The organism is Micromonospora cremea (genome assembly GCF_900143515.1).
Taxonomy (GTDB): domain Bacteria; phylum Actinomycetota; class Actinomycetes; order Mycobacteriales; family Micromonosporaceae; genus Micromonospora; species Micromonospora cremea.
The window spans coordinates 2642516-2666276 of the sequence record NZ_FSQT01000002.1; the positions used below are offsets into that span (position 1 = coordinate 2642516).

Below are 23761 nucleotides of genomic sequence, written 5' to 3' on the forward strand. Positions count from 1 at the left end.
GTGGCCCGACTTGCTGATCCGACAATTTCTGCCTGAGCCGGGAAGTTCAGCAGAAAAGGATGATTGGCCGGCGGCCGGCGGACGTTCGAGGAATGAACAACAAGTAGCGCTGGAACCTGGTCCGGCCAGCATCATTCCGGCCTTGCCCCGATAAGTTACCCGCGAGTAGCATCAGGGCATGACCATCGACTCTCGCCAGGTGGCGTCCGGCATGCTCGAAGCGGTGCCGTTCGCCCGTACGCTCGGCTTCGAATTTGTCGAGGTGGCACCCGAGGCGGAAGGCGGGGTGCGGGCGGTCGTCCGGCTCCCCGACTCGCCGGCCACCCACAACCACGTTGGCGGCCCACACGCCGGAGCCATGTTCACCCTGGGTGAGACGGCTTCCGGCGCGGTGGTGCTGGCCGCCTTCGGGCAACTGCTGGACCGGGCAGTGCCGCTCGCCGTCCGCGCCGAGATCGCCTACCGCAAGCTGGCACGGGGCCCGGTGCTGGCCACGGCGCGGCTCGGTCGGCCGGCTCTGGAGGTGATCGACGAGCTGGAGTCCGGCAGGCGGCCCGAGTTCCCGGTCGAGGTGGAGATCACCACCGAGGACGGCACGCCCACCTCGGCGATGACGGTGGTCTGGACGCTGCGGCCGAACTGAGCCCCGACGATGGCGGCGGAAACGGGGTTTGCCGACCCGGACAGATGGTTAGATTCGTAGCGTGCTGGGCCTACCTGCTCGCGTGACCGCCTGTCTCTTCGACCTGGACGGTGTGCTGACGCAGACCGCCCGGGTGCACAACGCTGCCTGGACGGAGACGTTCGACGAGTTCCTGCGGCAGCGCGCCACAGCCACCGGCGAACGGTTCCAGCCGTTCGACCCCGGCCCGGACTACAACCGCTACGTCGACGGCCGGCCCCGCGCCGACGGCGTCCGGTCGTTCCTGGCCTCCCGCGGGATCGTGCTGCCCGAGGGCAGCCCGGACGACCCGCCGGACGCGGACACGGTCAACGGGGTCGGCAACCGCAAGAACGTCCTGCTGCTGCAGCGCCTGCGCAGCTCCGGCGTCGAGGTCTACCCGGGCTCGGTGCGCTACCTGGAGGCGGCGACCGCCGCCGGGCTGCGCCGAGCCGTGGTGACCGCGAGCGCCAACGGGCGCGAGGTGGTCGCCGCCGCCGGGCTGGACCCGCTGCTGGAGGCGCGCGTCGACGGGCTGGTGGCCCGGGCTCAGGGCTTGCGCGGCAAGCCGCATCCCGACACCTTCCTCGCCGGGGCGAGGCTGCTCGGCGTCGACCCGGCGCAGGCCGCCGTCTTCGAGGACGCGCTCTCCGGGGTGGCCGCCGGCCGGGCCGGCGGCTTCGGTTACGTGGTGGGCGTCGACCGGGTCGGGCAGGCCGAGGAGCTGCGTACGCACGGTGCCGACGTCGTGGTCACCGACCTCGCCGACCTGCTCGACGCGGGTGACACCGATCCACCGCCCCCGCCCGTCGCCCGCAAGCCGACCGGAGAGCGGGGTCTGGCGTGATCCGGGAACGGGCCTATCCGGTCGAGCCCTGGCATGTCCGGGAGATCCGGCTGGACATGGACGTGCTGGCCCAGTCGGAATCCGTCTTCGCGCTCTCTAACGGGCACGTCGGGCTGCGCGGCAACCTCGACGAGGGCGAGCCGCACGGCCTGCCCGGCACGTACCTCAACTCGTTCTACGAGCTGCGTCCGCTGCCGTACGCGGAGGCCGGCTACGGCTTCCCCGAGTCCGGGCAGACCATCGTCAACGTCACGAACGGCAAGCTGATCCGGCTGCTGGTCGACGACGAACCGCTCGACGTGCGCTACGGCGAGCTGCTCTCCCACGAGCGGATCCTCGACATGCGTGCCGGCACCCTGCACCGTGAGCTGCACTGGCGCTCACCGGCCGGCCGGGAGGTCAAGGTCCGCAGCACCCGGCTGGTGTCGTTCACCCAGCGGTCGGTCGCCGCCATCAGCTACGAGGTGGAGGCCGTCGACGGCCCGCTCCGGCTGATCGTGCAGTCCGAGCTGGTCGCCAACGAGACGCTCCCCCCGCAGAGCAAGGACCCCAGGGTCGCGGCGGTGCTGGAGTCGCCGTTGCAGGCCGAGGAGGAGCTGACCACCCCGGACGGCGGGCAGCTGATCCACCGCACCAAGGTCTCCGGCCTGCGGGTGGCCGCCGCGATGGAGCACGAGGTGCACGGCCCGGACCGCACCACCATCGAGTCCGAGGGGTACCAGGACTGGGTTCGCACCACGATCGCCTGTGTGCTCAAGCCCGGCGAGAGACTGCGAATGGTCAAGTACCTGACGTACGGCTGGTCGAGCCGGCGCTCGCTCCCCGCGCTGCGCGACCAGGTCGGCGCGGCGCTGGCCGGGGCCCGCCTGGACGGCTGGGACGGGCTCTGCCGCGAGCAGCGCACCTACCTCGACGAGTTCTGGGACGCGGCCGACGTGCGGGTCGAGGGGGATCCGGAGGTGCAGCAGGCCGTCCGTTTCGGCCTCTTCCACGTGCTCCAGGCCGGCGCCCGGGCCGAGCGTCGGCCGATCTCGGCGAAGGGGCTGACCGGCCCCGGCTACGACGGGCACGCGTTCTGGGACACCGAGATGTTCGTCCTGCCGGTGCTCACCTACACCCAGCCGAGCGCCGTGCGCAACGCGCTCTACTGGCGACACAGCACCCTGGATCTTGCCCGGGAACGGGCCGAGACGCTCAGCTTCAAGGGCGCCGCTTTTCCCTGGCGGACCATCGAGGGCCCGGAGTCCTCCGGGTACTGGCCCGCCGGCACCGCGGCCTTCCACATCGCCGCCGACGTCGCCGACGCGCTGCGCCGCTACGTGCTGGTCACCGGGGACACCGATCTGGAACGGGAGATCGGGCTGGAGCTGCTGGTGGAGACCGCCCGGCTGTGGCGCTCGATCGGTCACCACGACCGGCACGGCCGTTTCCACCTCGACGGAGTGACCGGCCCCGACGAGTACACCGCGATCAAGAACGACAACATCTACACCAACCTGATGGCGCAGCGGAACCTGCTCGCCGCCGCCGACGTGGTGATGCGCTACCGGGATGAGGCGTTCCACTTCGGGGTCACCGACGAGGAGGCGGCGAGCTGGCGGGACGCCGCCAACTCGATGCACGTCCCGTACGACGACGAGCTCCAGGTCCACCAGCAGGTCGAGGGGTTCACCCGGCTCCAGGAGTGGGACTTCGCGTACACGCCCGCGGAGAAGTACCCGCTGCTGCTGCACTACCCGTACTTCGACCTGTACCGCAAGCAGGTGGTCAAGCAGGCCGACCTGGTCCTGGCCATGCACTGGCGGGGGGACGCGTTCACCCCGGAGCAGAAGGTGCGCAACTTCCACTACTACGAGCGCCGCACCGTGCGCGACTCGTCACTGTCGGCCTGCACCCAGGCGGTGCTCGCCGCCGAGGTGGGCCATCCCGAGCTGGCGCACATCTACCTGCGCGAGGCCGCGCTGATGGACCTGCACGACCTCAACGAGAACACTCGGGACGGCGTGCACATGGCGTCGCTGGCCGGCGCGTGGCTCGCCCTGGTCGGTGGGCTCGGCGGGTTGCGGGACCACGATGGTCGTCTGTCGTTCGCGCCCCGGCTCTCCAGCCGACTCAGCCGGCTGGAGTTCTCGCTCCAGTGGCGCGGGCTGGCGTTGCGGGTGGACGTCCGGCCGCACCAGACGACGTACTCGCTGCGCCACGGCGGCCCGGATGACGTGGTCGAGCTGCGCCACCACGACCAGTTGCTGCGGGTCACCTGCGACGAGCCGGTGACCGTGCCGGTGCCGCCGGCGGATCCGGCCGGGCCGCAGCCGGAGCAGCCGCCGGGCAGATCGCCGCTGCTGCGGTTGCCCGAGCACGAACAGTGACGGCTGGGGCGGGACCGCTCCCGCCCCAGCCGTCGAATCTCGGTGGGTCGCCGACCGTCGAGCGCCCGGTCATGCCGGGCCGTTCGGATCGGTGGACCCGGCCGGTGCGTCAGACGGGCTCGCCGGTGGAAGGGCGTCCCAACGCGTCCCTGGGCGCCATCGCCCGGGGATCCTCGGGAGTTCGCGCCTGCGCGGCCTCGTCCCCCCAGTCCCGGCTTCGCTCGGCGTCCTGTTCCCGCCGGTTCCGCTCGTCCATCTGCTGCTGCCGCGACGTCTGCTGCTGGGCCATGACGATCCTCGCGATCCGTCGGGGCGCGGTTTGCGCCGACACGGTCTGCGGTCGCCCCTCGCCTACCCGACGGTCCACCCGGCAAACCTCACCCGCAGTCGGCCCCGCGTTCGCAGACCGGGCATGGCGGCGGGGCGTGCGGCGCGACGGGTTGGGTACCCGCAGCACAGGCGAGTACAGGGAGGTGGGGCATGGACGAGCAGCGCAGCACGGTGACCATCCCGGTGGGGGACGTCCAACTCCCCGCAGACCTGATGCTGCCCGCTCAGCCGATCGGCGTGGTGCTCTTCGCGCATGGCAGCGGCAGCTCGCGGCACAGCCCGCGGAACGTGGCGGTGGCCCGGACCCTGAATGGTCGAGGCCTCGGCACGGTACTGGTGGACCTGCTCACCCCGACCGAGGACGAGGTGGACGCGCGCACCGCCGAACTGCGGTTCGACATCGGGCTGCTGGCCACCCGGCTGGCCGGGATCGTCGACTGGCTGGCGGTCGAGCGACCCGCCGGTGACGTGCCGATCGGTCTCTTCGGGGCGAGCACGGGTGCCGCCGCCGCCCTGGTCGCGGCGGCGTCCCGCGCGGACCGGGTCGGCGCGGTGGTGTCCCGGGGCGGTCGACCCGACCTGGCCGGCGCCGCTCTGGCCCAGGTGCGTACCCCGACGTTGCTGCTGGTCGGTGGCTTGGACGAGGAAGTGATCGCGCTCAACGAGCAGGCGCTGGCCGAGCTGGGGGAGGTCGGCGAACTGCGAGTGGTGCCCGGTGCCACCCACCTCTTCGAGGAGCGCGGCACCCTCGACCAGGTCGCCGACCACGCCGGCACCTGGTTCACCACTCACCTCAGCCGCACGACCGCGCCGTCGCACCGATCATGACGTGGACAGGGCATCCGCCACCCCCGTAGGAGTGGGGGCAGAGTGGTGGCGTTGGACCGTGTCGATGATGCGCCAGAGGACGGCGGTGATCGGGACACTGACGAAGGCGCCGGCGATGCCCGCGATCAGGGTGCCGGCGGTGACCGCCACCAGGATCACGGCCGGGTGCAGCCGGACCTGCCGCTTCATGACCAGCGGCTCCAGCAGGTTGCCCTCGATCTGCTGCACGGCGATCACCGCGGCGAGGGTGAGCAGCGCCGTGGTGGGGCCGTTGGCGGCCAGCGCCACCAGCACCGCCACCGCGCCGGCCACCGTCGCGCCGATGATCGGCACGAAGCCGCCGAGGAAGGTGATCAGCGCCAGCGGCAGGGCCAGCGGCACCCGCAACACCACCAGCGCCAGACCGATGCCGATCGCGTCGATCGCGGCGATCAGCATGGTGCCACGGCTGTACGCGCCCAACGTCCGCCAGCCGGCCCGGCCGGCCTCGGCCACGAGCGGCCGGTTCGGGCCGGTCATCCGGGACAGCACCCAGTGCCACATCGAGCGGCCGTCCTTGAGCAGAAAGAAGAGCAGCACCAGGGCGAGCAGCGCGGAGCCCAGCACCTCGGTCACGGTCCGGGCGCCGGCCACCGGGTCCGGGGAACTCCCGCTCAGCCCCTGTCGGGCCTGGTCGACCAGTCGGTCCAGCTGGGCGTCGGTGACGGGCAGGGTGGACGTGACGAAGTCCCGGCTGCGGTCCAGCCCCTGGGTCAGCTCCTGGCTGAGTTGGTCGAACTGGCTCGCGGTCAGGTTCCACACCAGCGCGCCGACCCCCACCGGATGCCGAGCAGCAGCAGTACGGTGAGCAGCGCGGCCAGCCCCGCGGCAGCCGCAACCGGCGCAGCCGGAGCAGCACCGGGTCGAGCAGCGCGGTGAGGAAGATGGTGGCGGCCAGCGCGATGGCCAACGGCGCCAGCAGCACGGCGATCCGGCCCAGCAGGTAGAGCCCGGCGACGACCACCACCAGGCAGGCGCTCCACAGCACCGCGGTCCGGACGAGCCAGGGCAGTGCCGCCCACGCCTGGCGCGGCCCGGGGCCGCCCGTTGTCGCCCCGGTGCCCGCTCCGGGCTCGTTTGCCACCATGTTGGTCCTCCTCGATCTCGCGAGGTCGGTACCCGGACCGGCGCGCGCCGACACCCGTATCGCCCCAACCGTGCGCGAGCGGCCCGCGTGGCGGGTGCCCCAGGACGCTCCTGACCAGCCCGTGCGGCCCGGACCAACCGGTTTGCTTTGCCCCGCCCAGGGAACGCTGACGGGAGTGACCTGAGTGGAGGAGGAACGCCGTGGGTGACTTCATGGACAAGGCCAAGGATTTCGCGGACAAGCACGACAAGCAGGTCGACCAGGGGCTGGACAAGGCCGGCGACATGGCCGACAAGCGCACCGGCGGGAAGTACGACGACCAGATCGACAAGGGCGTGGACCAGGCTCAGGCGCGTACCGGCGAGGGCGACCAGGTCCGCTGACGCACCGGACCGTCTCCCGGGTCGCCGTGCACGCGGCGGCCCGGCTCGTCGTGCCCGGACCGTCGCCGTCGGCGTCGGCCCCGGAGGGGCACCCGCCCCTGGCCGACATGGTCGAGAGGCGGGCGCCCGGCGGCGGGTCAGTGTTGGTGCTTTTCGCGCAGCTCGCTCATCGAGGTCGGCCGGCCGCTGAGCGAGTCGCGCACCCGGTCCACCAGGCCGGTGCCGGGGGCGAGCAGTTTGTTCGCCGGCGGGTGGTCCGGCGCGCTCGGGTGCGGTCGGGTCGGTGCGATCTCCTTGACCGCCGTGACCTTGTCGCCCAGCTCGATCAGCTCCTCCCGGGCGGTCGCCGCGCACAGTCGGGGGAAGAGCTCGCTCTCCTCGTCCTGTACGTGGTGTCGGATGGTGCTGGTCAGGTGGGCGAGCAGCTCGTCGAAGCGGGGGTCGGACGGGTCGACGGACTCCAGCTCCTTCATCGTCCGCTCGGCGTCGGCGTGTTCGGAGATCTCGTGTTCGGCGATCTCGTCGCCGTCGGGTAGCACCTTGCGCGCGGTCGGATAGACGTACGCCTCCTCGGCCACCGAGTGGCGGACGAGTTCGGCGATCACCACGTCGACGAGCTGGCGACGGTACTCGGGGGTGCCCTGCCGGGTCTCGAGCTCGACGAAGAGTGTCTCCACCTCACGGTGGTCGGCGACCAGGATGTCGACGACGTCCTGGTCCTCGGTGGTCTGCGGGTTGGTCATCTCACGGCCCCTTACCGGTTGCGGATCGGTGGGTGTGTGCGGCCTGTACCCCGCAACCGTTCGACAAACCCACACCGGCCGATGGATTCAGGCAGCGGCGATCTGCTGGTGCCGGCGAGGCAGATGGGAACGATTGTCCGCCTGGCGTCCGGGTAACCGCCGCCATGGCCGATGACCGCCCACCAGCCGGGAGTGACCAGACGCGGCTCGACGAGGCTGCTGAGCGGAGCGGCCAGGCCGTCGAGCGGGTGCGGCACCGCAGCGGGCAGGCCGGCCGGATCCGAGCCCGGCAGTGGGAGATCACCCTGGTGATCGCCATCCAGGCCGGGTTGGCTGCGGCGCTCGCTGCCCTGATCGCCCAACACCTGCTTGGCCCCGGAGCGCACGTCTTCGCCCCCGCCGCCGCCGTCGGAACGATCGCCACCGCCATCGGGCAGCGGGCCCGCCGCACCTTCGAGCTGCTGGGCGGGGTGGGAATCGGTATCACGATCGGCGACACACTGCGCTTCCTGCTCGGCTCTGGTCCGTGGCAGACCGGCGCGGTGGTTGCCCTGGCCATCGCCAGCGCGTTGCTGGTTGCCGGGCGAGGCGGTGCTCTGGTCGGTCAGGCCGGCGGTACGGCCGTGCTGATCGCCACGCTGGCCCCGATGAATCGCGGCCTGGAGCTGCCCCGGATCTTCGACGCGCTGGTCGGCGGAGTGGTCGGCCTGGTAGTGGTTGCGCTGCTGTTGCCGATCAATCCGTTGCGCGTGCTCGACCGGGCCGTGGCGCCGATCGTCACAGCCCTCGGAGGACAGCTCGCCGAGCTGGCGCAGGCGCTGCGGGAGCGCGACGCCGACCGGGCGGTGCGGATCCTGGAGCGGCTGCGCGGTACGGAAGGCGACCTGGGTCGGTTGCATGAGTCGCTCAGCGGGGCGGAGGAGGTGGTGACGATCGCACCGGCCCGTTGGCACCGGCGTCAGCAGTTCCGCCAGTACGCCCGCAGCGCGGAGTACCTGGAGCGGTTGACGCTGGACAGCCGGGCGCTGGCCCGCTGGTCGGCGACGGCCCTTCAGTACGACGAGCCGATCCCGCAGGATTTGCCGGAGGCGGTGGCCCGGTTGGGTCAGGCCGTGACGGCGATGCGCTCCGAGTGCCGGGTCGGCACAGACCCCGAGCGCACCCGTGAGTTGGTCGAGCAGTGCGCCGAACTGGCCGGTCGAGCCACCGCGACCGGGGTGCGCTCGTTCGCCGCCGCGCTCATCACCGACCTGCGTACCATGTGCAGCGACCTGCTCCGGGCCACCGGCTCTGAACCGGAAGACGCGAACCGGATGGTGCGCAAAGCGGCCGGCGTCGGTGAGGCGGCGATCCACCCGCCTCCGCGGCGACGCCTGTACCGGGCCCGTCCGGCGCGGGCCGCGCGGGCCCGACGGCGGTCGCACCTCGCCGCCCGCAACCGTGACAAAGAGCGGGCCGGCCTCCCCGACATGGGGAGACCGGCCCGGTGAACGGTCGGGTCAGGAGGAGTAACCCCGCTCGGCGATCCAGTTGGCGACCTTCGGCAGGCTCATCCAGTACTCGCCCAGCGCCGGGTCGGCCGGGTCGGCGATCCGGATCATGTCCCCACCATCGCGGTAGCCAACGAGGGTCACGTAGTGGCCGCCCTCGTACGAGTGCGGGTTGCCGTCGGTGTCCACGGTCGTGCCCTTGATGTTGGCCACCACCGGCCGGCCGGCGTCCACCGCGGCCAGCACGTCCCGGCGCAGCTGCTCGACCTGGTCGGGGCGGGCAGCCGAGTCACGGATCTCCGTGGTCCGGTACTTGCCACCGGTCAGCTCGTTGAGCACCCGGGTGGTGTCCAGGGCCGAGGGGGTGCCCGCCTCGGTGGTGCCGAGCAGCTTGGCCACCTCGTCCTGAGAGAGCGCCTTGCCCTGGGCGGAGAGCGCGATGCGGGTGGCGGCCGGCCCGCAGTAGAAGAAGTTCGGCTGGGCCTGGTAGTCGATGCCGAGGACCCGCTCGGCGGAACGGTCCGGCTGACCGCCCCGGTCGCTCTGGCTCGCCGAGGTTGGTGCGGTCTGCACCGGGGCGGCCTGCGCGGACACGGCGGGGCCGAGGGCACAACCGCCGGCGACCAGCATGCCGACGACGGACAGGCCGCTCTTCTGGATGATCGGATTCATGGTCGAGTCTCCGTTCGGGGGTTGGCGCCTCCAAGGGCGCAGCACCGGGAATGGCGCTCGGCTCAGCAGGGCCGACGACCCGCGGCCGTTTCGGCCGGGGCGTACCGGGGATGTAACGGCCCTGCTCCGGCGGGCATTCCGCCGCTGGCTGCCCGGCACGGCCGTCGCGCACAGGTGCAACGGTTGCCGGCCGGGTCGGATTCCGGGGACGTTGTGCCGCCGCTCACGACGCAACCGCCACCTGCGGTGACGCGAGGCCCCAAACGGTCATCGGGCGCATGAAGCGGTCATCAGGTGGCTTGGGTGATCGAAGAGGAATGACGGGCCGGTCACGCGCGGCGGCGGTTCAGAGGCTGCCCAGCAGGCCGGTCACAGTGATCTCGATGACCACGCGGTCCGGATTGGGGCGCGGGGTCCGATACCGCTCGGCATAACGGCGCTCGGCCTCCGCGACCGCGGCCCGGTCCGAGCGGAGCACCGCCCGGCCCTCGATGGTCAGCCAGCGCCGGCCGTCCACGTGGCAGACGGCCACCGGGACGCCCGCCGCGCCTGCGGCAGCCACGTGCCGGGCCTTGCGGGAGGTGCCGGAGGTGATCACGCGAGCCAGCCCGGCCGCCGGGTCGAGGGTCACACCGACCGGCACCACGTGCGGGGTGCCGTCGGCGCGCACGGTGGTCAGCGTCGCGAGGTGCCGTTCCGCGCAGAACGCGGCGACGCGCTCGTCGCGTACGTCCAACCGGTGATCGCCCGCCATGACCGTCCCCCGTCTCCCGATCCGGACACGATCATGGCACGGAGCGGTGCACCCGGTCCGAGTCCGGCGGCGCGTCCGGCTGCCCGGGCAGCCGGCGGCCGGCCGCCCGGCGCTGGTGCACCAGCCGGGTCAGGTAGATCAACGCGCCCGCCAGAACGCCCATGTCGTCCAGGTAGATCGGGTCCGGGAGCAGGTCGACCGGGAAGATCGTGTAGATCAGCGCCCCGTAGAAGGCGACCTTGCCGCCTGCGCCGAGCCCGGTCAGCAGCCGCCGGGTCCGCACCACCCGCACCGCCAGCACCACCGCGCCGACCAGTGTGGCGATCGCCAGAATGCCGGCGATCACCACGAGGACCCACGCCTGTCGGGACATTCCGTCACGCTAACCCACCGAAGCCCGCACGGCCCGGTGACGGGGGCCGGCACGCGGTGCCATCGCCCGATCCGGTCGTCCGGTCCGGACCGTGCCGCCGCCGGTCACGTCGTGGCGAGCGGTCAGAACGCGGGTACCGCCGCGCGGCCGCGGGCGACCACCTGGTTCTCCCGGGTCTGCTCGACCGACGCGACGACCTCGCTCAGCGGCAGCACCGAGGCCGACTCCGCAACCCGCCGTCCGGTGGCCGCGTGGGCCTCCTTCCGCAGGCTGCGCGCCGCGGCCACGGCCAGCTCGGCGGCGCGCCACGCGGCCTGCTCCCGCTTTCCCGCGGCGGCGTGCCGGGCCGCCAGATTGTCCCGGATCGCTCGCTGCAACACCAGCTCCTGCTCGACCGGGTGCAGCCGTGGGTCCCAGCCGTCGCGGTGCGCGAAGACGTCACTGAGCTGCTCCACCGACAGCTCCCGCCGCCAGTACGCGTCCAGCGCGGCCCGGTGCAGGTAGCGCTCGCGGTCGACGTACTCGGCCGGGGTCCGGGCGGTGTGCGGCAGCGGCATCGCGGCGGCGGCGCTGAGTCGCCGGACGGCCGCCTCGGCCGCCTCGTGGGCCTGCCAGGCGGCCTCGACCTCCTCGTGCGCGGCGACCCACTCCGCCCGGCGGCGCTGGGCGGTGGTGGTCGCCCGCTCGGCGGCCACCGCGACCTCCTGGGCGTAGCGGCTCTGCTCCCGTTCCTCCTGCGCCTGCTCGAGCTGGCTGGGCATGGCGGCGCGGCGGATCCGAGCACCCGGATCGAGACGGAGCCGGCCGGGCCGCACCAGCAGAGCGGCGACGGTGACAGCGACCACCCCGAGCAGGCTCAGCCAGATCGCGGCGGCCCGGGGTACGTCGGGCAGGACGGCGGAGAGAACGGTCTGCATGATCAGCACCTAACGGTCGAACGACGGGTATCGACGGGTGGCGGCGGACGGGTGTTTTCGGCAGCATCGGCGTCGGTTCGTGGAGTGCGCCTCGGGCGCCACCGCTGGCGGTTGATTTCCGGCCGGTGGGGGCGGCGTGGTCGCGCCGTCGGCGGCGACGGAAGCGCCCGGACGGATGAGCCGGATCGGGCCGCTGAATCGGCGGGCCGGTGGCCGGCCGAGGTCAGCGGGTGGGCGGGCCGCGCCGGGGCGGGATGCCCCGCCCGGCCTCACTGGCCGGCGCGCGCTCCGGGCTCGCGGTGACCGGGCCGGTCGCGGCGGCGGTGTCGACAGTGCTGACGGGCCGGGACGCGGCCGGCTGGCCGGTCCGCTGGGTGGCCGGGACGGCGTCGGGCTGGAGGCTTTCCACCCGGCTGCTCACGACGCTGGGCCGCAGCTGCGTCGGCGCCTCGGGCGGGGTCGCGGCGAGGGCACCGCCGAGGCCGACCGCGAGCACCAGTGCGGTGACCGCCAGTCGGGTCAGCTCGCGCAGTGACCGCAGCACAGCCCACCGGGCTGGGCGGACGGGCGCTGCGGAGGACACCCGACCAACCTAACGCCCGCCCCGCCACGGCGCAGCTCGGCAACGGCCGGTGCGGGCGTGACCGTCGCCACGATGCGCACTGTGGACGGAGCTGTCCGCGCCCGAAACAGCGGTGGCCCCCGCCGGATCGAATCCGGCAGGGGCCACCACGGCACGTTCGTGCGGCACCGCCGACAGGCAGGGCACCGGCAGCGGGCGGGGATCAGCCGGCGGTGCCGAGCACCGACGGCGGAGCCTCTCCGCTGTCCCCCCACACCATCTCGTCCTCGGTCAGCCAGGTCATCCGCTCGTCGGACTCGTCGGACTCCGGCCGGCCGTGCCCGCCGAGCACGCCCGGGCGGTTGGCTCCGCTGCCGCCCGCCGCGCCCTGCCGGCCGGCTGCCGCCGCGCGGCCGGTGGACTCGGCGCGCCGGCCGTCCATGCTGCGCCCGACCCCACTGGCGGCGCGGTTCTCGGCCGCCGCCGCACCACCGGTCGCTCGGACCGGGGTGGTGGGCGTGCTGCCCGAACCGGCGAGGGCGGCGGTCCGCAGCACTCCGCCGGCCGGTGCCCCACCCTGCGCTCCGAAGAGCAGACCCGGCCCGGCGCCGGCGCTGGCGGCCGCGGTGGTCGGCCCGGAAAGGCCGGCCAGCCCGGCGGCGCCGCCGGCGAGCAGTGCGCCGCCGACCAGAGGATCCGCACCGGCGAGGGAAGTGGTGAAGCCACCCTCGCCGCCGACGCCTGGGCCGGTGGCGACGGCCGGCGTGCCGCTGGTGCCAGCGCCGTCCTGGTCGGCACCGGACCCGTCGCCGGCGACCGGGGGCGGCGCAACGCCGTCGGGCGTCGCGATGGTCGCGCCACCGGTGTGCGCGGTGCTGTGGGTGGCGTTGGGCGCGGCGGTCGGCGTGGTGGTGGCCGGGACGCTGCGCGGCGTCGGCGTGTCGTCGCTGGTGGTCTTGGGGGTGTCCGGGTGGGGCGGAGGCGGGTTGACCACCCGGTCGTAGGCGGAGAGGTCGTAACCGGCGGCCAGCTCGGCCACCACGTTCACCATCCGCTGGTGGGCCTTCTCCTGCTCTTCCTTGTCCTGCTGGTGACCCATGATGCCCCCGACGACCGCCCCGGGCAGGCCGAAGGCGGCGCCCTTGAGCGCCCCGGAGACCGCCTTGTCGTTGTCGTCGGTCTCGTCCGGGCTCTCCGCCTGCTTGTGGGCGGTGCGCAACTGGCCGGCCATCATGGTCAGGGCCTGCTTGACGCCGGCCATCCCCTCGCCCAGCGCCTCGGCATGGTCGACGATCAGCGTCAGCCGCCGCTGGAATTCCCGGCCTGCCGAGCCCGTCCACGTGTGGCCGAGCTTTTCGAGGTCACCGCTCAGCTCCCGGCCGAGGCCGTCGAGAATGCCCTTGAGCGCAGCCCACTGGGCGGCCACGCCGTCGATCTGCTCGGGCTTGCCGGCCATCACGGCGTCGTACAGCTGCTGGTGGCTGTTGCCCTGGTAGCGCTGGGTGTACTCAGACACGCCCGTCCCCCTTCGGCTGCAACGCCCGGTCGACGCCGGTCAGCGCGGCGGTGATGTCGGTGGCGTTGGCCGCGTTACGCGCCTCGGCGGTGCGGTAGTTGGTCAGGATCATGCTGGTCGCCTGCTGCGCGGCCTGTACCGCCTGTCGGAGCCGCTCGGCTTGGTCGACATAGGACTGGTGGACCTCGCTGTAGCGGCGCGCGTTGGATGTGGCGTCGGTGAACGAGCCCAGCGCCGGGGGGCTGCACTGCATCTCGGTGTTGAGCTTGCGCAGCACCGACTCGACCTGACTCAGCCGCGCGGCCAGGTGCTTGTGGAAGTCCTCAAGGGACAGCAGGTCGACTTCCGTACGCCCGGTCATGGCAACATCCCCGTCGTTCTGGTTGACAACCGTCAGCGACCTCAGGTTAGTCCACCAGTGCGATCCGGGGCGACCCGTCCGGGCCGCTCAGTCGTCGGCCCCGATCGATGCCGGGGGTAATCCGCCACCCGTCCCGCCGGTCGCCGGAGAGCCGCTGGCCGAGGTGGACGGCGTGGGCCCCGGTGTCGACGTGGCCGACGGGGCGCCGCCGGGCGAGAAGTAGGTCAACGCGTCCTCCCGACTCAGGGTTGGCCCGGTCGGGATCAGCGCGAGCAGCGAGCCGGGCACGGCCAGTGGAGTGACCCCGCCGTAGCCGAGCGTGGCCAGCGTCTCGCCCGACCCGAGCGGGTACCGGACGCCCTGCGGGCTGATCAGGTAGACCGTCGACCCGGCGGCGCCGGATCCGCTGGTCCCGGCGCCGGGCGCGGCCTGGGCCAGCACCCCCTTGCCGCCGGGCAGCAGCACGGCCTCGGCCGTGCGCAGCGCGTCCCGGGCGGTCTGCCGCACCGGCACCGGGCCCGGCTCGCTCGCGGTCAACTCCGCAGGCGTCCGGTCGAAGACCTCCACGGTGGTGGTCGGCGGCCCGCCGGCGCTGCCCGCCCGGTACGTCGCGCAGAGCAGCGTCTGCCCGGACCGGGCCGGGTACAGGGTGGGCAGCGTCTGCGGCAGCCCCTCCTCGTCCACCCGCTGGTCCGTGAAGAGCCGGCCAACCTGATCCGGCGTGATGTCGGTGATCTGACCGCCGCCGCTGATCAGAAGCAGGGCGGTGATCTCAGAAATTGAGACGAGCCCCTCGCGGGCCAGCACGTAGTGCCGCCCGGCCGCCCGGAACACCTGACCGACGACGGCCGGCTTACCGGCCACGCTCAACCCGCTGCGGTCGCCCTGGCCGGGCAGTGACGGCTTACGCAGCGGCGGCCCGGCCGGTACGGCGTTGAGCAGTTGCTGCCCGACCGGCAGAGCTGTCGTCCCGGTCATCCGCAGCGCCGCGATCGCCTGGTCGCCGCCGAGCACCTGGAGGCGGGCGTTGCCGGTGAGCAGGTGCCGCTGACCGTCCACGGTGACCAGCACCGCGCGGTCGCCCAGCGGGGTGCCGCCGGGCAGCGCCCGGTCGATGACCACCCGGGTGGTGGAGTGGCGCGGGTCGGCCGGGTCGGGCACGTCGCAGACCGACCACGGCAGGCCGGTCAGCGACTTGCGGTCCGGCAACGCGTCCGGCGCGCCGACAATGCCGACCGTGCGGCCGCGCGGCCGGTCCCGCAGCGACGCCTGGGACATCGTGCGCACCGCCGGATCCGCCTCGTTCAGGATCAGCCGCGCCGACGTGTAGTTGAGCGTCGGGTGCAGCTGCCCCTCCACGAACACGTACGTCGCGCCGGTCTCCCGCTCGATGACCAGCGTGTTCTCTTCCAGCGGCGCCGTGTTCCCGGTCAACTGGCCGTAGGCGCCGACCCCGCCGAGCACCACGGCCGCGGCGATCACACTGCCGAAGACGGCCATGCCGAGCCGTCGCATCGGCAGGTTCGTGGTCTCCGGATCGCCCGACAGCAACGCGGAGACGATCCGGCGGGTGACGAAGCGGTACGCCTGCACCTGATCGCGGCGGGTCCGCATGACTTACCTCCGGCGGGGTGGATCCGCGACGATCAGGGTCGGGGTGCCGTCGCGGGCTTCCCTACGATAAGGGGCCGACGGCGGGTCCTTGGGACCACCGCCCGTGGCCGGCGCCGGACCGACCCGGCGTGGAGCCGTACCGTGCAGGAGGGACAGTCACCGATGACGCAGGTCCAGGCGCGACCCGCCCGAGTGGCCACGAACCCGTCCGACGTCCCGGCGCGGGCGACGCCGCCGGCCGACCGGCCCGGCCGGGGACGGGTCGGTCCGGTGCTGGTCGGGCAGCTCGTCGTGCTGGAGTTGTGCGCGGTCGCCGTCTGGGCCGCCGGGGCCGGGCCCAGCTGGCTGCTCGCCGCGGTGGGCACGGCGGCGGCGCTGGTCGTTCTGGCCGTGTTCGCCCGCCGGGGTGGCCGCTGGTGGTTCGAGGACCTGCTGCTGCGTCGGCGGCTGCGGCGCCGCCGCGAACGCGCGGCGGCGGCGCTGGCCGGCGGCGCGGCGTCGGACCCGCGCCTGGCCGCGCTCGCCCCCGAGTTGAGCGTCATCGAGCTGACCGACCGGGGCACCCGGCTCGGCATCGGGCAGGACGACCAGGGCTGGTTCGCAGCGGTCGCGCTGCAGCCCACCACCGGCGCGGTGGTCGGTTCGGTGGAGGCGTCGACGGTCGACCAGGCGCTGGGTGTGCTCGCGGACTTCGCCGCCCCGGTCTCCCGGGCTCAGGTCGTCGCGCACACCCTGGTCTGGTATCCGGCGCCCGGTGCGCCGCCGGCGGCGCACCGGACCGTGTGGGTCGCACTGCGGCTCACCGTCCGCGACGCGCGGGTCGAGGCGGTGAGCCGGGGCGGCGGGCTGCCCGGCGTGCACCGGACACTGGCCGCCGGGATCGGCCGGCTGGGCAAGGCGCTGACCGCCGCCGGGCTGGCCCACCGGCCACTGGGCCGCGACGAGCTGCGCGCGGCCGTGGTCTCGGCCGCCGGGCTGGACCTGGTGCCGGAGCCACCGGCGGAGACCTGGCAGGGGCTGCGCGGCGGCGGCTGGACGCATCGCTGCCTGGCCCTGCGGGGCCGGTCGGACACCCCACTCGGCCCGCTGGTGGACGCGATCACCGCGACCTCCGCGCCGTCGCACACGGTGGCCGCGGCGGTGTCGCCGGATGGTCGGGTGGCGGCGCCGCTGCTGCGGGTCGCGGCGATGGACAACCACGTCGAGGCGCTGGTCAAGGTCGTCCGGGACATCGCGCAGCGGGCCGGCACGCCGGCTCGGCCGGTGGACGGGCAGCACGGCCCCGGCGTCTACGCCAGCGCGCCGGTGGCCGCTGCGCTGGGCGGCTCCGTCCGTCCGCAACCGCGCTGACCGCCCGCCCGCCGACCAGCCGTCCAGCTCGCTGGTCCGCGGGCGGGAGAGCCTTCGGTCAGGGCCGCAGGTTGACGATCCAGCCGTAGAGGCCGCACACCCAGACGGCGAGTGGCACCAGCGAGATGATCAGCATGATCTCGATGATGTCGAGCAGCCGGCCCCAGACCGGGGAGATGGGCTTGCCGGCCACGGTCAGCCCGTAGATCAGGCTGATCACGGCGGCCAGCAGCAGCCCGCCGAGGATCAGGCCGAGCCGGACCGGCAGCGACCCGCTGGCGAAGGTGGCCGCGGCGGCCAGGCCGAGCCCGATGGTGCCGGTGAGCAGCACCGGGGTGCGCTGGGCCCGGCCCAGGAGCGGACGGGCCCGCAGCAGCGAGAGCAGGGCCAGCACCAGGCAGAGCAGCACCGCCGGGAGGCGCCCGTCCAGGGCCAGCACCAGCTGCGCGCCCAGCACCAGCAGCGACACGGTCCACAGCAGGCCGGTGAGGAACTCGTCGGCGCGCTCGCTCTGCTGGAGCACCTGCCGGCCGTCGACCGACTCGCTGTCGGTCTTCAGGTCCTCCGGACCGGTCGGGATCGATGGCACCGGCAGCCGGGCCAGCCGGTAGGCCACCATCGGCAGCGCCGGCACCACGCCGAACGCGACCGCCGCCACGACCGCCGCCGAGCCCGGCGCATCCATGCCGAAGGCCAGGCAGAGCAGCGCGCCCAGGCCGATCGCGGCGCCCACGCCGAGCGCGGCGAAGAAGAGCGGGTAGCGGTCGCCGACGGCCAGCGCGGCGACCGCCGCGGTGACCACCACGGCGGTGGCCGCGAGCAGGACGTGCGGGCTGGCCAGGTTGGTCAGCGGTCGATCGCTGGCGAGCAGCACCAGACCGCCGGTGCCGGCGTGCACCAGACCCACCATGGCCAGCACGGCGCCGGTCCGGCTGTCACCGGCGGCCCGGGACAGCACCGCCGCGCCGACCAGCAGCGCCACCGCGACCAGCAGGGCGGCCAGCGCGCCGGGCAGGTGCGGCGGGCCGGCGAAGAGCGCCGCCAGCGCGCCGGCGCCGAGCGCCGCTGCGGCGAACAACACCGCGAAGGACCGGGTCGCAGCGACCTGCCAGGCGCCCGGGCGCTGGTTGGTGGCGGTGGCGACCGCGTCCACGACGTCGTCGAAGACGACCTCCGGGGCGGCGGCGGACCGGGGGTTGAAGTAGAGCACCTCGCCGTCGCGGACGCCCAGCTGCCCGGCGGTACGCCCACCGTCCAGGGGCGCACCGCCCAACCGGGACAGTGCCCACCCGCCGTGCCGCACCCCCTCGTCCGCCAGGTCCTCCCCGGCGTAGCGCAGCAGGGTGGGGAGCAGGTCGGCCATCGGCACGTCCGACGGCAGGGCCAGATCCATCCGGGTACGGGGAGCCACGATGGTGATCCGGCTCAGACCACCGGTCGCCGTCTTCGTTGCCACAGTGGCCTCCTGGTGTCCTTCTACGATCAGCTGGCCCGCGGTGCCGCGCGGTGCGGGTCCACCGCGCCCACGGGAGATTACCTACGATGGCGGGCACGTACGATGCCCACCCGCGGACTTCGGTCCGCGACGGCAGGTCGTTCAGGCCGCTTCTGGGGAGGAGACAGCCGTGAGCACGGTGGTGTTCCGCCGGCTCCCGCGTCAGCCGGGGCCGGCCTTGCCGCGCGGTGAGGTGCTGCTGGAGTCTCCACCCGAGCTGCCCGAGCCGACGCCCCGCGGGATGGGGCAGCTGCTCATGATCCTGCCGATGGTCTGCGGGGTCGGCGCGATGGCCTTCCTCTACGCCGGCCGGGGCGGCGGCATGATGACGTACGTCGCCGGCGGCCTGTTCGGCGTCTCGATGCTCGGAATGGCGATCGGGTCGTTGAGCAACGGTGGCAACGACAAGGCGGAGCTGAACGCCGATCGCCGCGACTACATGCGCTACCTCGCCCAGATGCGCAAGCGCACCCGGCGCGCGGCGGGGCAGCAGCGGGCGGCGATGGCCTGGCGGCACCCGGAGCCCGACGCGCTCTGGTCGATCGCCTCGTCCCGGCGGCTCTGGGAACGGCGGATCACCGAGGACGACTTCGGCGAGACCCGGATCGCGCTCGGCCCGCAGCGCCTGGCGGTGGAGATCGTCCCGCCGGAGACGAAGCCCGTCGAGGACCTGGAGCCGATGAGCGCCATCGCGCTGCGCCGGTTCGTCCGGGCCCACTCGACCGTGCCCGACCTGCCGACCGCGCTGTCGGTGCGCGCGTTCAGCCGGGTGGTGCTGCGTGGCGACCGGGAGCCGGTGCTCGACCTGACCCGGGCGGCGTTGGGCCAGCTGGCCACCTTCCATGCCCCGGACGACCTGGTGATCGCGGTGGTCGCCGCGCCCGACCGGCAGTCGGTCTGGGGTTGGGTCAAGTGGCTGCCGCACGCTCACCACAGTGGACGTACGGACGCCGCCGGCGCCCGGCGGCTGGTCTTCGCCAGCCTGGCCGAGGCCGAGGAGTCGCTCGCCGGGGAGCTGGCCGGGCGGCCCCGGTTCGCGCCCGAGGCCAAGCCGCTGACCACCGCGCCGCACGTCGTCGTGGTGGTCGACGGCGGTGAGATCGCGCCGACCTGCCAGCTGATGGGTCAGGGGTTGCTCGGTGCCACGCTGATCGACCTGTCCGGGACGGTGCCGCGCGACGCCGGCCGCTGGCTGCTCTGCCTCGACGTGGGCGACGGGAGCAACCTCGAGCTGGTCCGGGGCAGCTCGTCGTCGCGGCTGGGTCGACCGGACCGGCTCAGCTCCGAGGCCGCCGAGGGGCTGGCCCGGCAGATCGCTCCCTACCGGCTGTCCCAGCAGCAGGCCAGCAACGAGGAGCCGCTGGCCCGCAGCATGGAGCTGCCGGACCTGCTCGGCGTGGGCGACGCCGCGGCCGTGGACGTACATCAGACCTGGCGTCCGCGCGGCCACCGGGACCGGCTGCGCATCCCGCTCGGCGTCGGACCGGACGGCAACGTGGTCGAGCTGGACTTCAAGGAGTCGGCGCACGAGGGCATGGGTCCGCACGGTCTGGTGATCGGCGCGACCGGGTCCGGCAAGAGCGAGCTGCTCCGTACGGTGGTGGCCGCGCTGGCGGTGACGCACTCGTCGGAGGAGCTGAACTTCGTCCTGGTGGACTTCAAGGGTGGCGCGACGTTCGCGTCGCTGGAGGCGCTGCCACACACCAGCGCGGTGATCACCAACCTGGCCGACGAGCTGCCGCTGGTCGACCGGATGCGCGACGCGCTCGCGGGCGAGATGGTGCGCCGGCAGGAGCTGCTGCGGGCGGCCGGCAACTACGTCTCCCGTTTCGAGTACGAGAAGGCCCGGGCGGCGGGCGAGCCGCTGGCGCCGATGCCCAGCCTGCTGATCATCTGTGACGAGTTCAGCGAGCTGCTCGCCGCCAAGCCCGACTTCATCGACCTGTTCGTGATGATCGGCCGGCTGGGCCGGTCGCTCGGCGTGCACCTGTTGCTGGCCAGCCAGCGACTGGAGGAGGGCAAGCTGCGCGGCCTGGACACACACCTGTCGTACCGGATCGGTCTGCGCACCTTCTCCGCCGTGGAGAGCCGGATCGTGCTCGGCGTGCCGGACGCCTACGAACTGCCGAACGCGCCGGGCCACGGCTACCTGAAGACGGACACCAGCACGATGCTGCGGTTCCGGGCCGCGTACGTGTCGGGGCCGTACCGGGTGCCGGGGCAGCAGGCGTCCGCGTCGCAGGCCCTGGTGCAGCGCCGGATCGTGCCGTACGGCGTCGACTTCGTGCCGGCGCAGACCCCGCAGTTGCCGGTGGACACCGCGCCGGAGCCGGAGCAGCCGGCCGACGGCAAGGCCGTGGCGATGCTCGACGTGCTGATCGACCAGCTCAAGGGCCGCGGCCGGCCGGCGCACCAGGTGTGGCTGCCGCCACTGGCCGACCCGCCGAGCCTCGGTGAGCTGCTCGGTCAGCTGGCCGTCGATCCGACGTACGGGCTGTGCACCGCGTCCTGGCCGGGCCGGGGACGGCTCACCGTGCCGGTCGGCGTGGTGGACCGCCCGTACGAGCAGCGCCGTGACCCGATGATGGTGGAGCTGGCCGGCGCCGGCGGCAACGTGGTCATCGTCGGACGCTCACTCAGCGGCAAGAGCACCATGCTGCGCTCGCTGCTCGCCTCGCTGGCGCTCACGCACACCCCGCGCGAGGTGCAGTTCTTCTGCCTGGACTTCGGCGGCGGCGCGCTGCGCAGCCTGGAGCGGCTGCCGCACATGGCCGGGGTGGCCGGCCGGCGGGACGTCGAGGCGGTGCGCCGTACGGTGGCCGAGGTGGTGGCCGTCCTGGACGACCGGGAGACGCGCTTCGCCCAGCACGGCATCGACTCGGTGGCGAGTTACCGCCGTCGCCGGGCCGCCGGTGAGTTCGCCGACGACCCGTTCGGTGACGTGTTCCTGGTGGTGGACGGCTGGAACACGCTGCGCCAGGAGTACGAGGAGCTGGAGCAGACCATCACCACGCTGGCCAACCGGGGCCTCGGTTTCGGCGTGCACGTGGTGCTCACCGCGGTGCGCTGGGCGGAGATCCGGATCAACATGCGGGACCTGCTCGGCACCAAGCTGGAGCTGCGCCTGGGTGACGCGTCGGAGTCCGAGATCGACCGCCGCGCGGCGACGAACGTGCCGGAGAAGGCACCCGGTCGTGGCCTGACCCGCGACAAGCTGCACTTCCTCACCGCCATCTCGCGAATCGACGGCCGCCGGGACATCGAGGACCTGAGCGAGGCGTCGATCGCGCTGGCCGGGCACGTGGCGGCCAACTGGCCGGGCCGGCCGGCGCCGAAGGTGCGGCTGCTGCCGCGCCGGCTGCCCGTGGCCGAGCTGGCCCGGATCATCGACCGGTCGGCGCCCGGCCTGCCGGTCGGCGTCAACGAGTCGGCGCTCGCGCCGGTCTACCTGGACCTGGCCAACGAGCCGCACCTGACGGTCTTCGGCGACGCCGAGTGCGGCAAGACCAACCTGCTGCGGCTGATCGCCCGGGGCATCACCGAGCGGTACACGCCCGCGCAGGCCCGGCTGGTGATCGCCGACTACCGGCGCGGGCTGCTGGGCGCGGTGGAGGGCGACCACCTGTTGGACTACGCCCCGTCCAACCAGGCGTTCGCGCAGGGCCTCGGCTCGATCCGCAGCGCGCTGACCAACCGGTTGCCCGGCCCGGACGTCACCACCGCGCAGCTGCGTGACCGCAGCTGGTGGAAGGGCCCGGACCTGTACATCCTGGTGGACGACTACGACCTGGTGGCGTCCGGCGGCAGCAATCCGCTCAGCGCCCTGCAGGAGCTGCTGCCGCAGGCCCGTGACATCGGCCTGCACCTGATCATCACGCGCCGGGTCGGCGGGGTGTCCCGGGCGCTCTACGAGCCGGTGCTGCAACGGCTGCGCGAGCTTGACTCACCCGGCCTGCTGATGTCCGGCAACCGGGAGGAGGGTGCGGTCTTCGGCACGTTGCGACCGAGCCCGCAGCCACCCGGCCGGGGCACTCTCGTCCGCCGTCGGGACGGCCAGCAGCTGATCCAGACCGCCTGGTCCGAGCCGTCGTGACGAGGGTCGGCTCGGGCGGGGTCGTTCCGGTCGACGGCAGTGCGCTGCCCACCACCATCGCCGCCCGCTTCCGGGGCGACGAGCGGTTCGCGGTGTCGGATTCCCGTCCCGGTCGGGCCGCCGCAGGCACGGGCCCCGACATCGGGGGCATCGAGACCGACCAGGCCACGGAAGGCTCGGCCGGCCAGTGAGCACCGGGACGGGGGCGGCGATGCCGCAGGCGTTGTTCTACCTGTTCGGGTGCTTCCTGCTGACCATTCCGGCCTTCCTCGGCCTGGCCCTGATCGCCCGGATCGGCAGGTCGACGCGGGTCCGACGAGCCGGTGAGCTGGTGCTCGTCACGGGCATCGCCGCGCTCGTCCCGGTGGTGGCGTACCGGGCGCTGGAGGTGCCGGCGCTCTGGCTGGTGGTGGCGCTGCTGGTGGTCGTACTGGTGGTCAGCGTGGCGATGCACGTCCGGTCGTACTCCTGAACCGCACGGCGTGATTCACCACTATCCATCGAAGGCAGCCGGTCAGGGCTGCGCGGGCTGGACCGGTTCCGCTACGGTCTTCACTGGAGTGTCCGTCGGTGGGGTGTTGCTGCCTTGCCGCGGGGGAGGGGCGCGGCAAAGCCGCCGCCACAACATGACGGAAGGGTGTGAAGCATGGCGTTCGAGGTCGAAGCTGCGACTCTGCATACCGCCGCGAGTGACGTGCGGTCCACGCGCAGCGAGGTCGACGGCGAGCTGAAGAAGCTGTGGAACGTAGTCGACGACCTGGCCATGGCGTGGAAGGGTCAGGCGTCCACTGGTTTCCAGTCGCTCATGCAGCGCTGGAACGAGGACACCGTCAACCTGCTGACGGCGATGGACAGCATCGCTGACCTGCTCGACAAGTCGGGTACGACGCACCAGGTCAACGACGAAGAGCAGCAGCAGATGCTGGACAAGTTCCACTCTGCTCTCAACCCGTGATCCGTAGTTAGCAGAGGAGGAAGTCGTGACGATCAAGGTTGACTACGCGGTCCTCGAGAGCAGCAACCAGCAGATGCAGGCCATCTCGAAGACCATCGACGAGAAGCTGGACACGCTGCGGTCGATGCTGTCCAAGCTCCAGTGGGACGGCGAGGACCGGGCGGCCTACGAGCAGCACCAGGCGAAGTGGGACTCGTCGGTCCGGGACATCAACCGGATCCTGAACGAGATCGGCGGCGCCGTCGGCATCGCCCGCGAGAACTACGTCTCCACCGAGATGAGCAACGCCAAGGTGTGGGGCTGAGACAATCACCGGTGCGGC

24 protein-coding genes are annotated in these 23761 nt (G+C 73.1%); 12 read left to right on the forward strand and 12 right to left on the reverse strand.

Features of this window, described 5'->3' with window-relative positions; all coding sequences use genetic code 11:
- Positions 1-178: 178 nt before the first annotated feature.
- The 3 genes from BUS84_RS25765 (at position 179) to BUS84_RS25775 (ending at position 3877) form a co-directional block, all read left to right on the forward strand.
- Entirely contained in the window at positions 179-643 is a 465-nt protein-coding gene (locus tag BUS84_RS25765) for a DUF4442 domain-containing protein (RefSeq protein WP_074316285.1), read from the forward strand.
- Positions 644-704: 61 nt separating this feature from the next.
- Positions 705-1508, forward strand: coding sequence for an HAD family hydrolase (locus BUS84_RS25770; protein ID WP_074316288.1), 804 nt, complete (start codon positions 705-707; stop codon positions 1506-1508).
- A complete protein-coding gene (locus BUS84_RS25775) occupies positions 1505-3877 on the forward strand; it encodes a glycoside hydrolase family 65 protein (protein ID WP_074316290.1) in 2373 nt (790 codons plus the stop codon). The genes BUS84_RS25770 and BUS84_RS25775 overlap by 4 nt, the downstream gene beginning before the upstream one ends.
- A gap of 109 nt (positions 3878-3986) precedes the next feature.
- On the opposite strand, the gene BUS84_RS25780 is transcribed toward BUS84_RS25775, so the two are convergent.
- On the reverse strand, positions 3987-4166 hold the full coding sequence (locus BUS84_RS25780) for a hypothetical protein (protein ID WP_074319115.1): 180 nt from the start codon (positions 4164-4166) through the stop codon (positions 3987-3989).
- A gap of 191 nt (positions 4167-4357) precedes the next feature.
- Between BUS84_RS25780 and BUS84_RS25785 the strand changes: the two genes are divergently transcribed.
- Entirely contained in the window at positions 4358-5035 is a 678-nt protein-coding gene (locus BUS84_RS25785; protein ID WP_074316292.1) for a dienelactone hydrolase family protein, read from the forward strand.
- On the opposite strand, the gene BUS84_RS25790 is transcribed toward BUS84_RS25785, so the two are convergent.
- Complete coding sequence (locus BUS84_RS25790) at positions 5030-5854, reverse strand: AI-2E family transporter (protein ID WP_244298728.1); 825 nt, start codon at positions 5852-5854, stop codon at positions 5030-5032. The two genes, BUS84_RS25785 and BUS84_RS25790, sit on opposite strands and share 6 nt — an antisense overlap.
- Positions 5855-6373: 519 nt before the next feature.
- On the opposite strand from BUS84_RS25790, the gene BUS84_RS25795 reads away from it, so the two are divergent.
- On the forward strand, positions 6374-6544 hold the full coding sequence (locus tag BUS84_RS25795) for an antitoxin (protein ID WP_256482448.1): 171 nt from the start codon (positions 6374-6376) through the stop codon (positions 6542-6544).
- A 137-nt stretch (positions 6545-6681) separates the two neighbouring features.
- Here the strand turns inward: BUS84_RS25795 and BUS84_RS25800 are convergent, their stop codons facing one another.
- Positions 6682-7287 (reverse strand): hemerythrin domain-containing protein, encoded by a 606-nt coding sequence (locus tag BUS84_RS25800; protein WP_074316299.1) that lies wholly within the window; start codon positions 7285-7287, stop codon positions 6682-6684.
- A 164-nt stretch (positions 7288-7451) separates the two neighbouring features.
- Here BUS84_RS25800 and BUS84_RS25805 point away from each other — a divergent pair, with 164 nt between their 5' ends.
- Positions 7452-8777, forward strand: a complete 1326-nt coding sequence (locus BUS84_RS25805) for an FUSC family protein (RefSeq protein ID WP_074316301.1) — start codon at positions 7452-7454, stop codon at positions 8775-8777.
- A gap of 9 nt (positions 8778-8786) precedes the next feature.
- Here the strand turns inward: BUS84_RS25805 and BUS84_RS25810 are convergent, their stop codons facing one another.
- The 8 genes from BUS84_RS25810 to eccB all read right to left on the reverse strand — a co-directional run bounded on the left by BUS84_RS25810 (position 8787) and on the right by eccB (position 15546).
- Positions 8787-9449 carry a C39 family peptidase gene (locus BUS84_RS25810; RefSeq protein WP_074316303.1) on the reverse strand — a complete coding sequence of 221 codons (663 nt, stop codon included), beginning with the start codon at positions 9447-9449 and terminating at the stop codon, positions 8787-8789.
- A 346-nt stretch (positions 9450-9795) separates the two neighbouring features.
- Positions 9796-10203, reverse strand: coding sequence for a pyridoxamine 5'-phosphate oxidase family protein (locus BUS84_RS25815; RefSeq protein ID WP_074316304.1), 408 nt, complete (start codon positions 10201-10203; stop codon positions 9796-9798).
- Positions 10204-10234: 31 nt separating this feature from the next.
- Positions 10235-10576, reverse strand: coding sequence for a YkvA family protein (locus BUS84_RS25820; protein WP_074316305.1), 342 nt, complete (start codon positions 10574-10576; stop codon positions 10235-10237).
- Between the two features lie 122 nt (positions 10577-10698).
- The gene (locus BUS84_RS25825) at positions 10699-11493 is read right to left on the reverse strand and encodes a hypothetical protein (RefSeq protein ID WP_074319116.1); all 795 of its coding nucleotides are present in this window, start codon (positions 11491-11493) and stop codon (positions 10699-10701) included.
- A gap of 223 nt (positions 11494-11716) precedes the next feature.
- On the reverse strand, positions 11717-12076 hold the full coding sequence (locus BUS84_RS25830) for a hypothetical protein (protein ID WP_143728509.1): 360 nt from the start codon (positions 12074-12076) through the stop codon (positions 11717-11719).
- A 202-nt stretch (positions 12077-12278) separates the two neighbouring features.
- Positions 12279-13571 carry a WXG100 family type VII secretion target gene (locus BUS84_RS25835; protein WP_074316309.1) on the reverse strand — a complete coding sequence of 431 codons (1293 nt, stop codon included), beginning with the start codon at positions 13569-13571 and terminating at the stop codon, positions 12279-12281.
- A complete protein-coding gene (locus BUS84_RS25840) occupies positions 13564-13932 on the reverse strand; it encodes a hypothetical protein (protein WP_074316311.1) in 369 nt (122 codons plus the stop codon). Before BUS84_RS25840 ends, BUS84_RS25835 begins: the two co-directional genes overlap by 8 nt.
- A gap of 87 nt (positions 13933-14019) precedes the next feature.
- On the reverse strand, positions 14020-15546 hold the full coding sequence (gene eccB / locus BUS84_RS25845) for a type VII secretion protein EccB (RefSeq protein ID WP_074316313.1): 1527 nt from the start codon (positions 15544-15546) through the stop codon (positions 14020-14022).
- Between the two features lie 162 nt (positions 15547-15708).
- Between eccB and BUS84_RS25850 the strand changes: the two genes are divergently transcribed.
- Positions 15709-16896 (forward strand): type VII secretion protein EccE, encoded by a 1188-nt coding sequence (locus tag BUS84_RS25850; RefSeq protein ID WP_074316315.1) that lies wholly within the window; start codon positions 15709-15711, stop codon positions 16894-16896.
- Positions 16897-16954: 58 nt separating this feature from the next.
- Here BUS84_RS25850 and eccD read toward each other — a convergent pair whose 3' ends face one another.
- Positions 16955-18352 carry a type VII secretion integral membrane protein EccD gene (gene eccD, locus BUS84_RS25855; RefSeq protein ID WP_074316317.1) on the reverse strand — a complete coding sequence of 466 codons (1398 nt, stop codon included), beginning with the start codon at positions 18350-18352 and terminating at the stop codon, positions 16955-16957.
- Positions 18353-18521: 169 nt separating this feature from the next.
- Between eccD and eccCa the strand changes: the two genes are divergently transcribed.
- From eccCa to BUS84_RS25880, 5 genes are all read left to right on the forward strand, one after another.
- Entirely contained in the window at positions 18522-22484 is a 3963-nt protein-coding gene (eccCa, locus tag BUS84_RS25860; RefSeq protein ID WP_074316318.1) for a type VII secretion protein EccCa, read from the forward strand.
- Complete coding sequence (locus BUS84_RS25865; protein WP_074316320.1) at positions 22481-22675, forward strand: hypothetical protein; 195 nt, start codon at positions 22481-22483, stop codon at positions 22673-22675. The genes eccCa and BUS84_RS25865 overlap by 4 nt, the downstream gene beginning before the upstream one ends.
- A complete protein-coding gene (locus tag BUS84_RS38350) occupies positions 22672-22956 on the forward strand; it encodes a hypothetical protein (RefSeq protein WP_074316321.1) in 285 nt (94 codons plus the stop codon). The genes BUS84_RS25865 and BUS84_RS38350 overlap by 4 nt, the downstream gene beginning before the upstream one ends.
- Positions 22957-23130: 174 nt before the next feature.
- Positions 23131-23439: a WXG100 family type VII secretion target gene (locus tag BUS84_RS25875; protein ID WP_074316322.1), complete on the forward strand. Its 309-nt coding sequence runs from the start codon at positions 23131-23133 to the stop codon at positions 23437-23439.
- A gap of 25 nt (positions 23440-23464) precedes the next feature.
- The gene (locus BUS84_RS25880; RefSeq protein WP_074316323.1) at positions 23465-23743 is read left to right on the forward strand and encodes a WXG100 family type VII secretion target; all 279 of its coding nucleotides are present in this window, start codon (positions 23465-23467) and stop codon (positions 23741-23743) included.
- Positions 23744-23761: the final 18 nt, after the last annotated feature.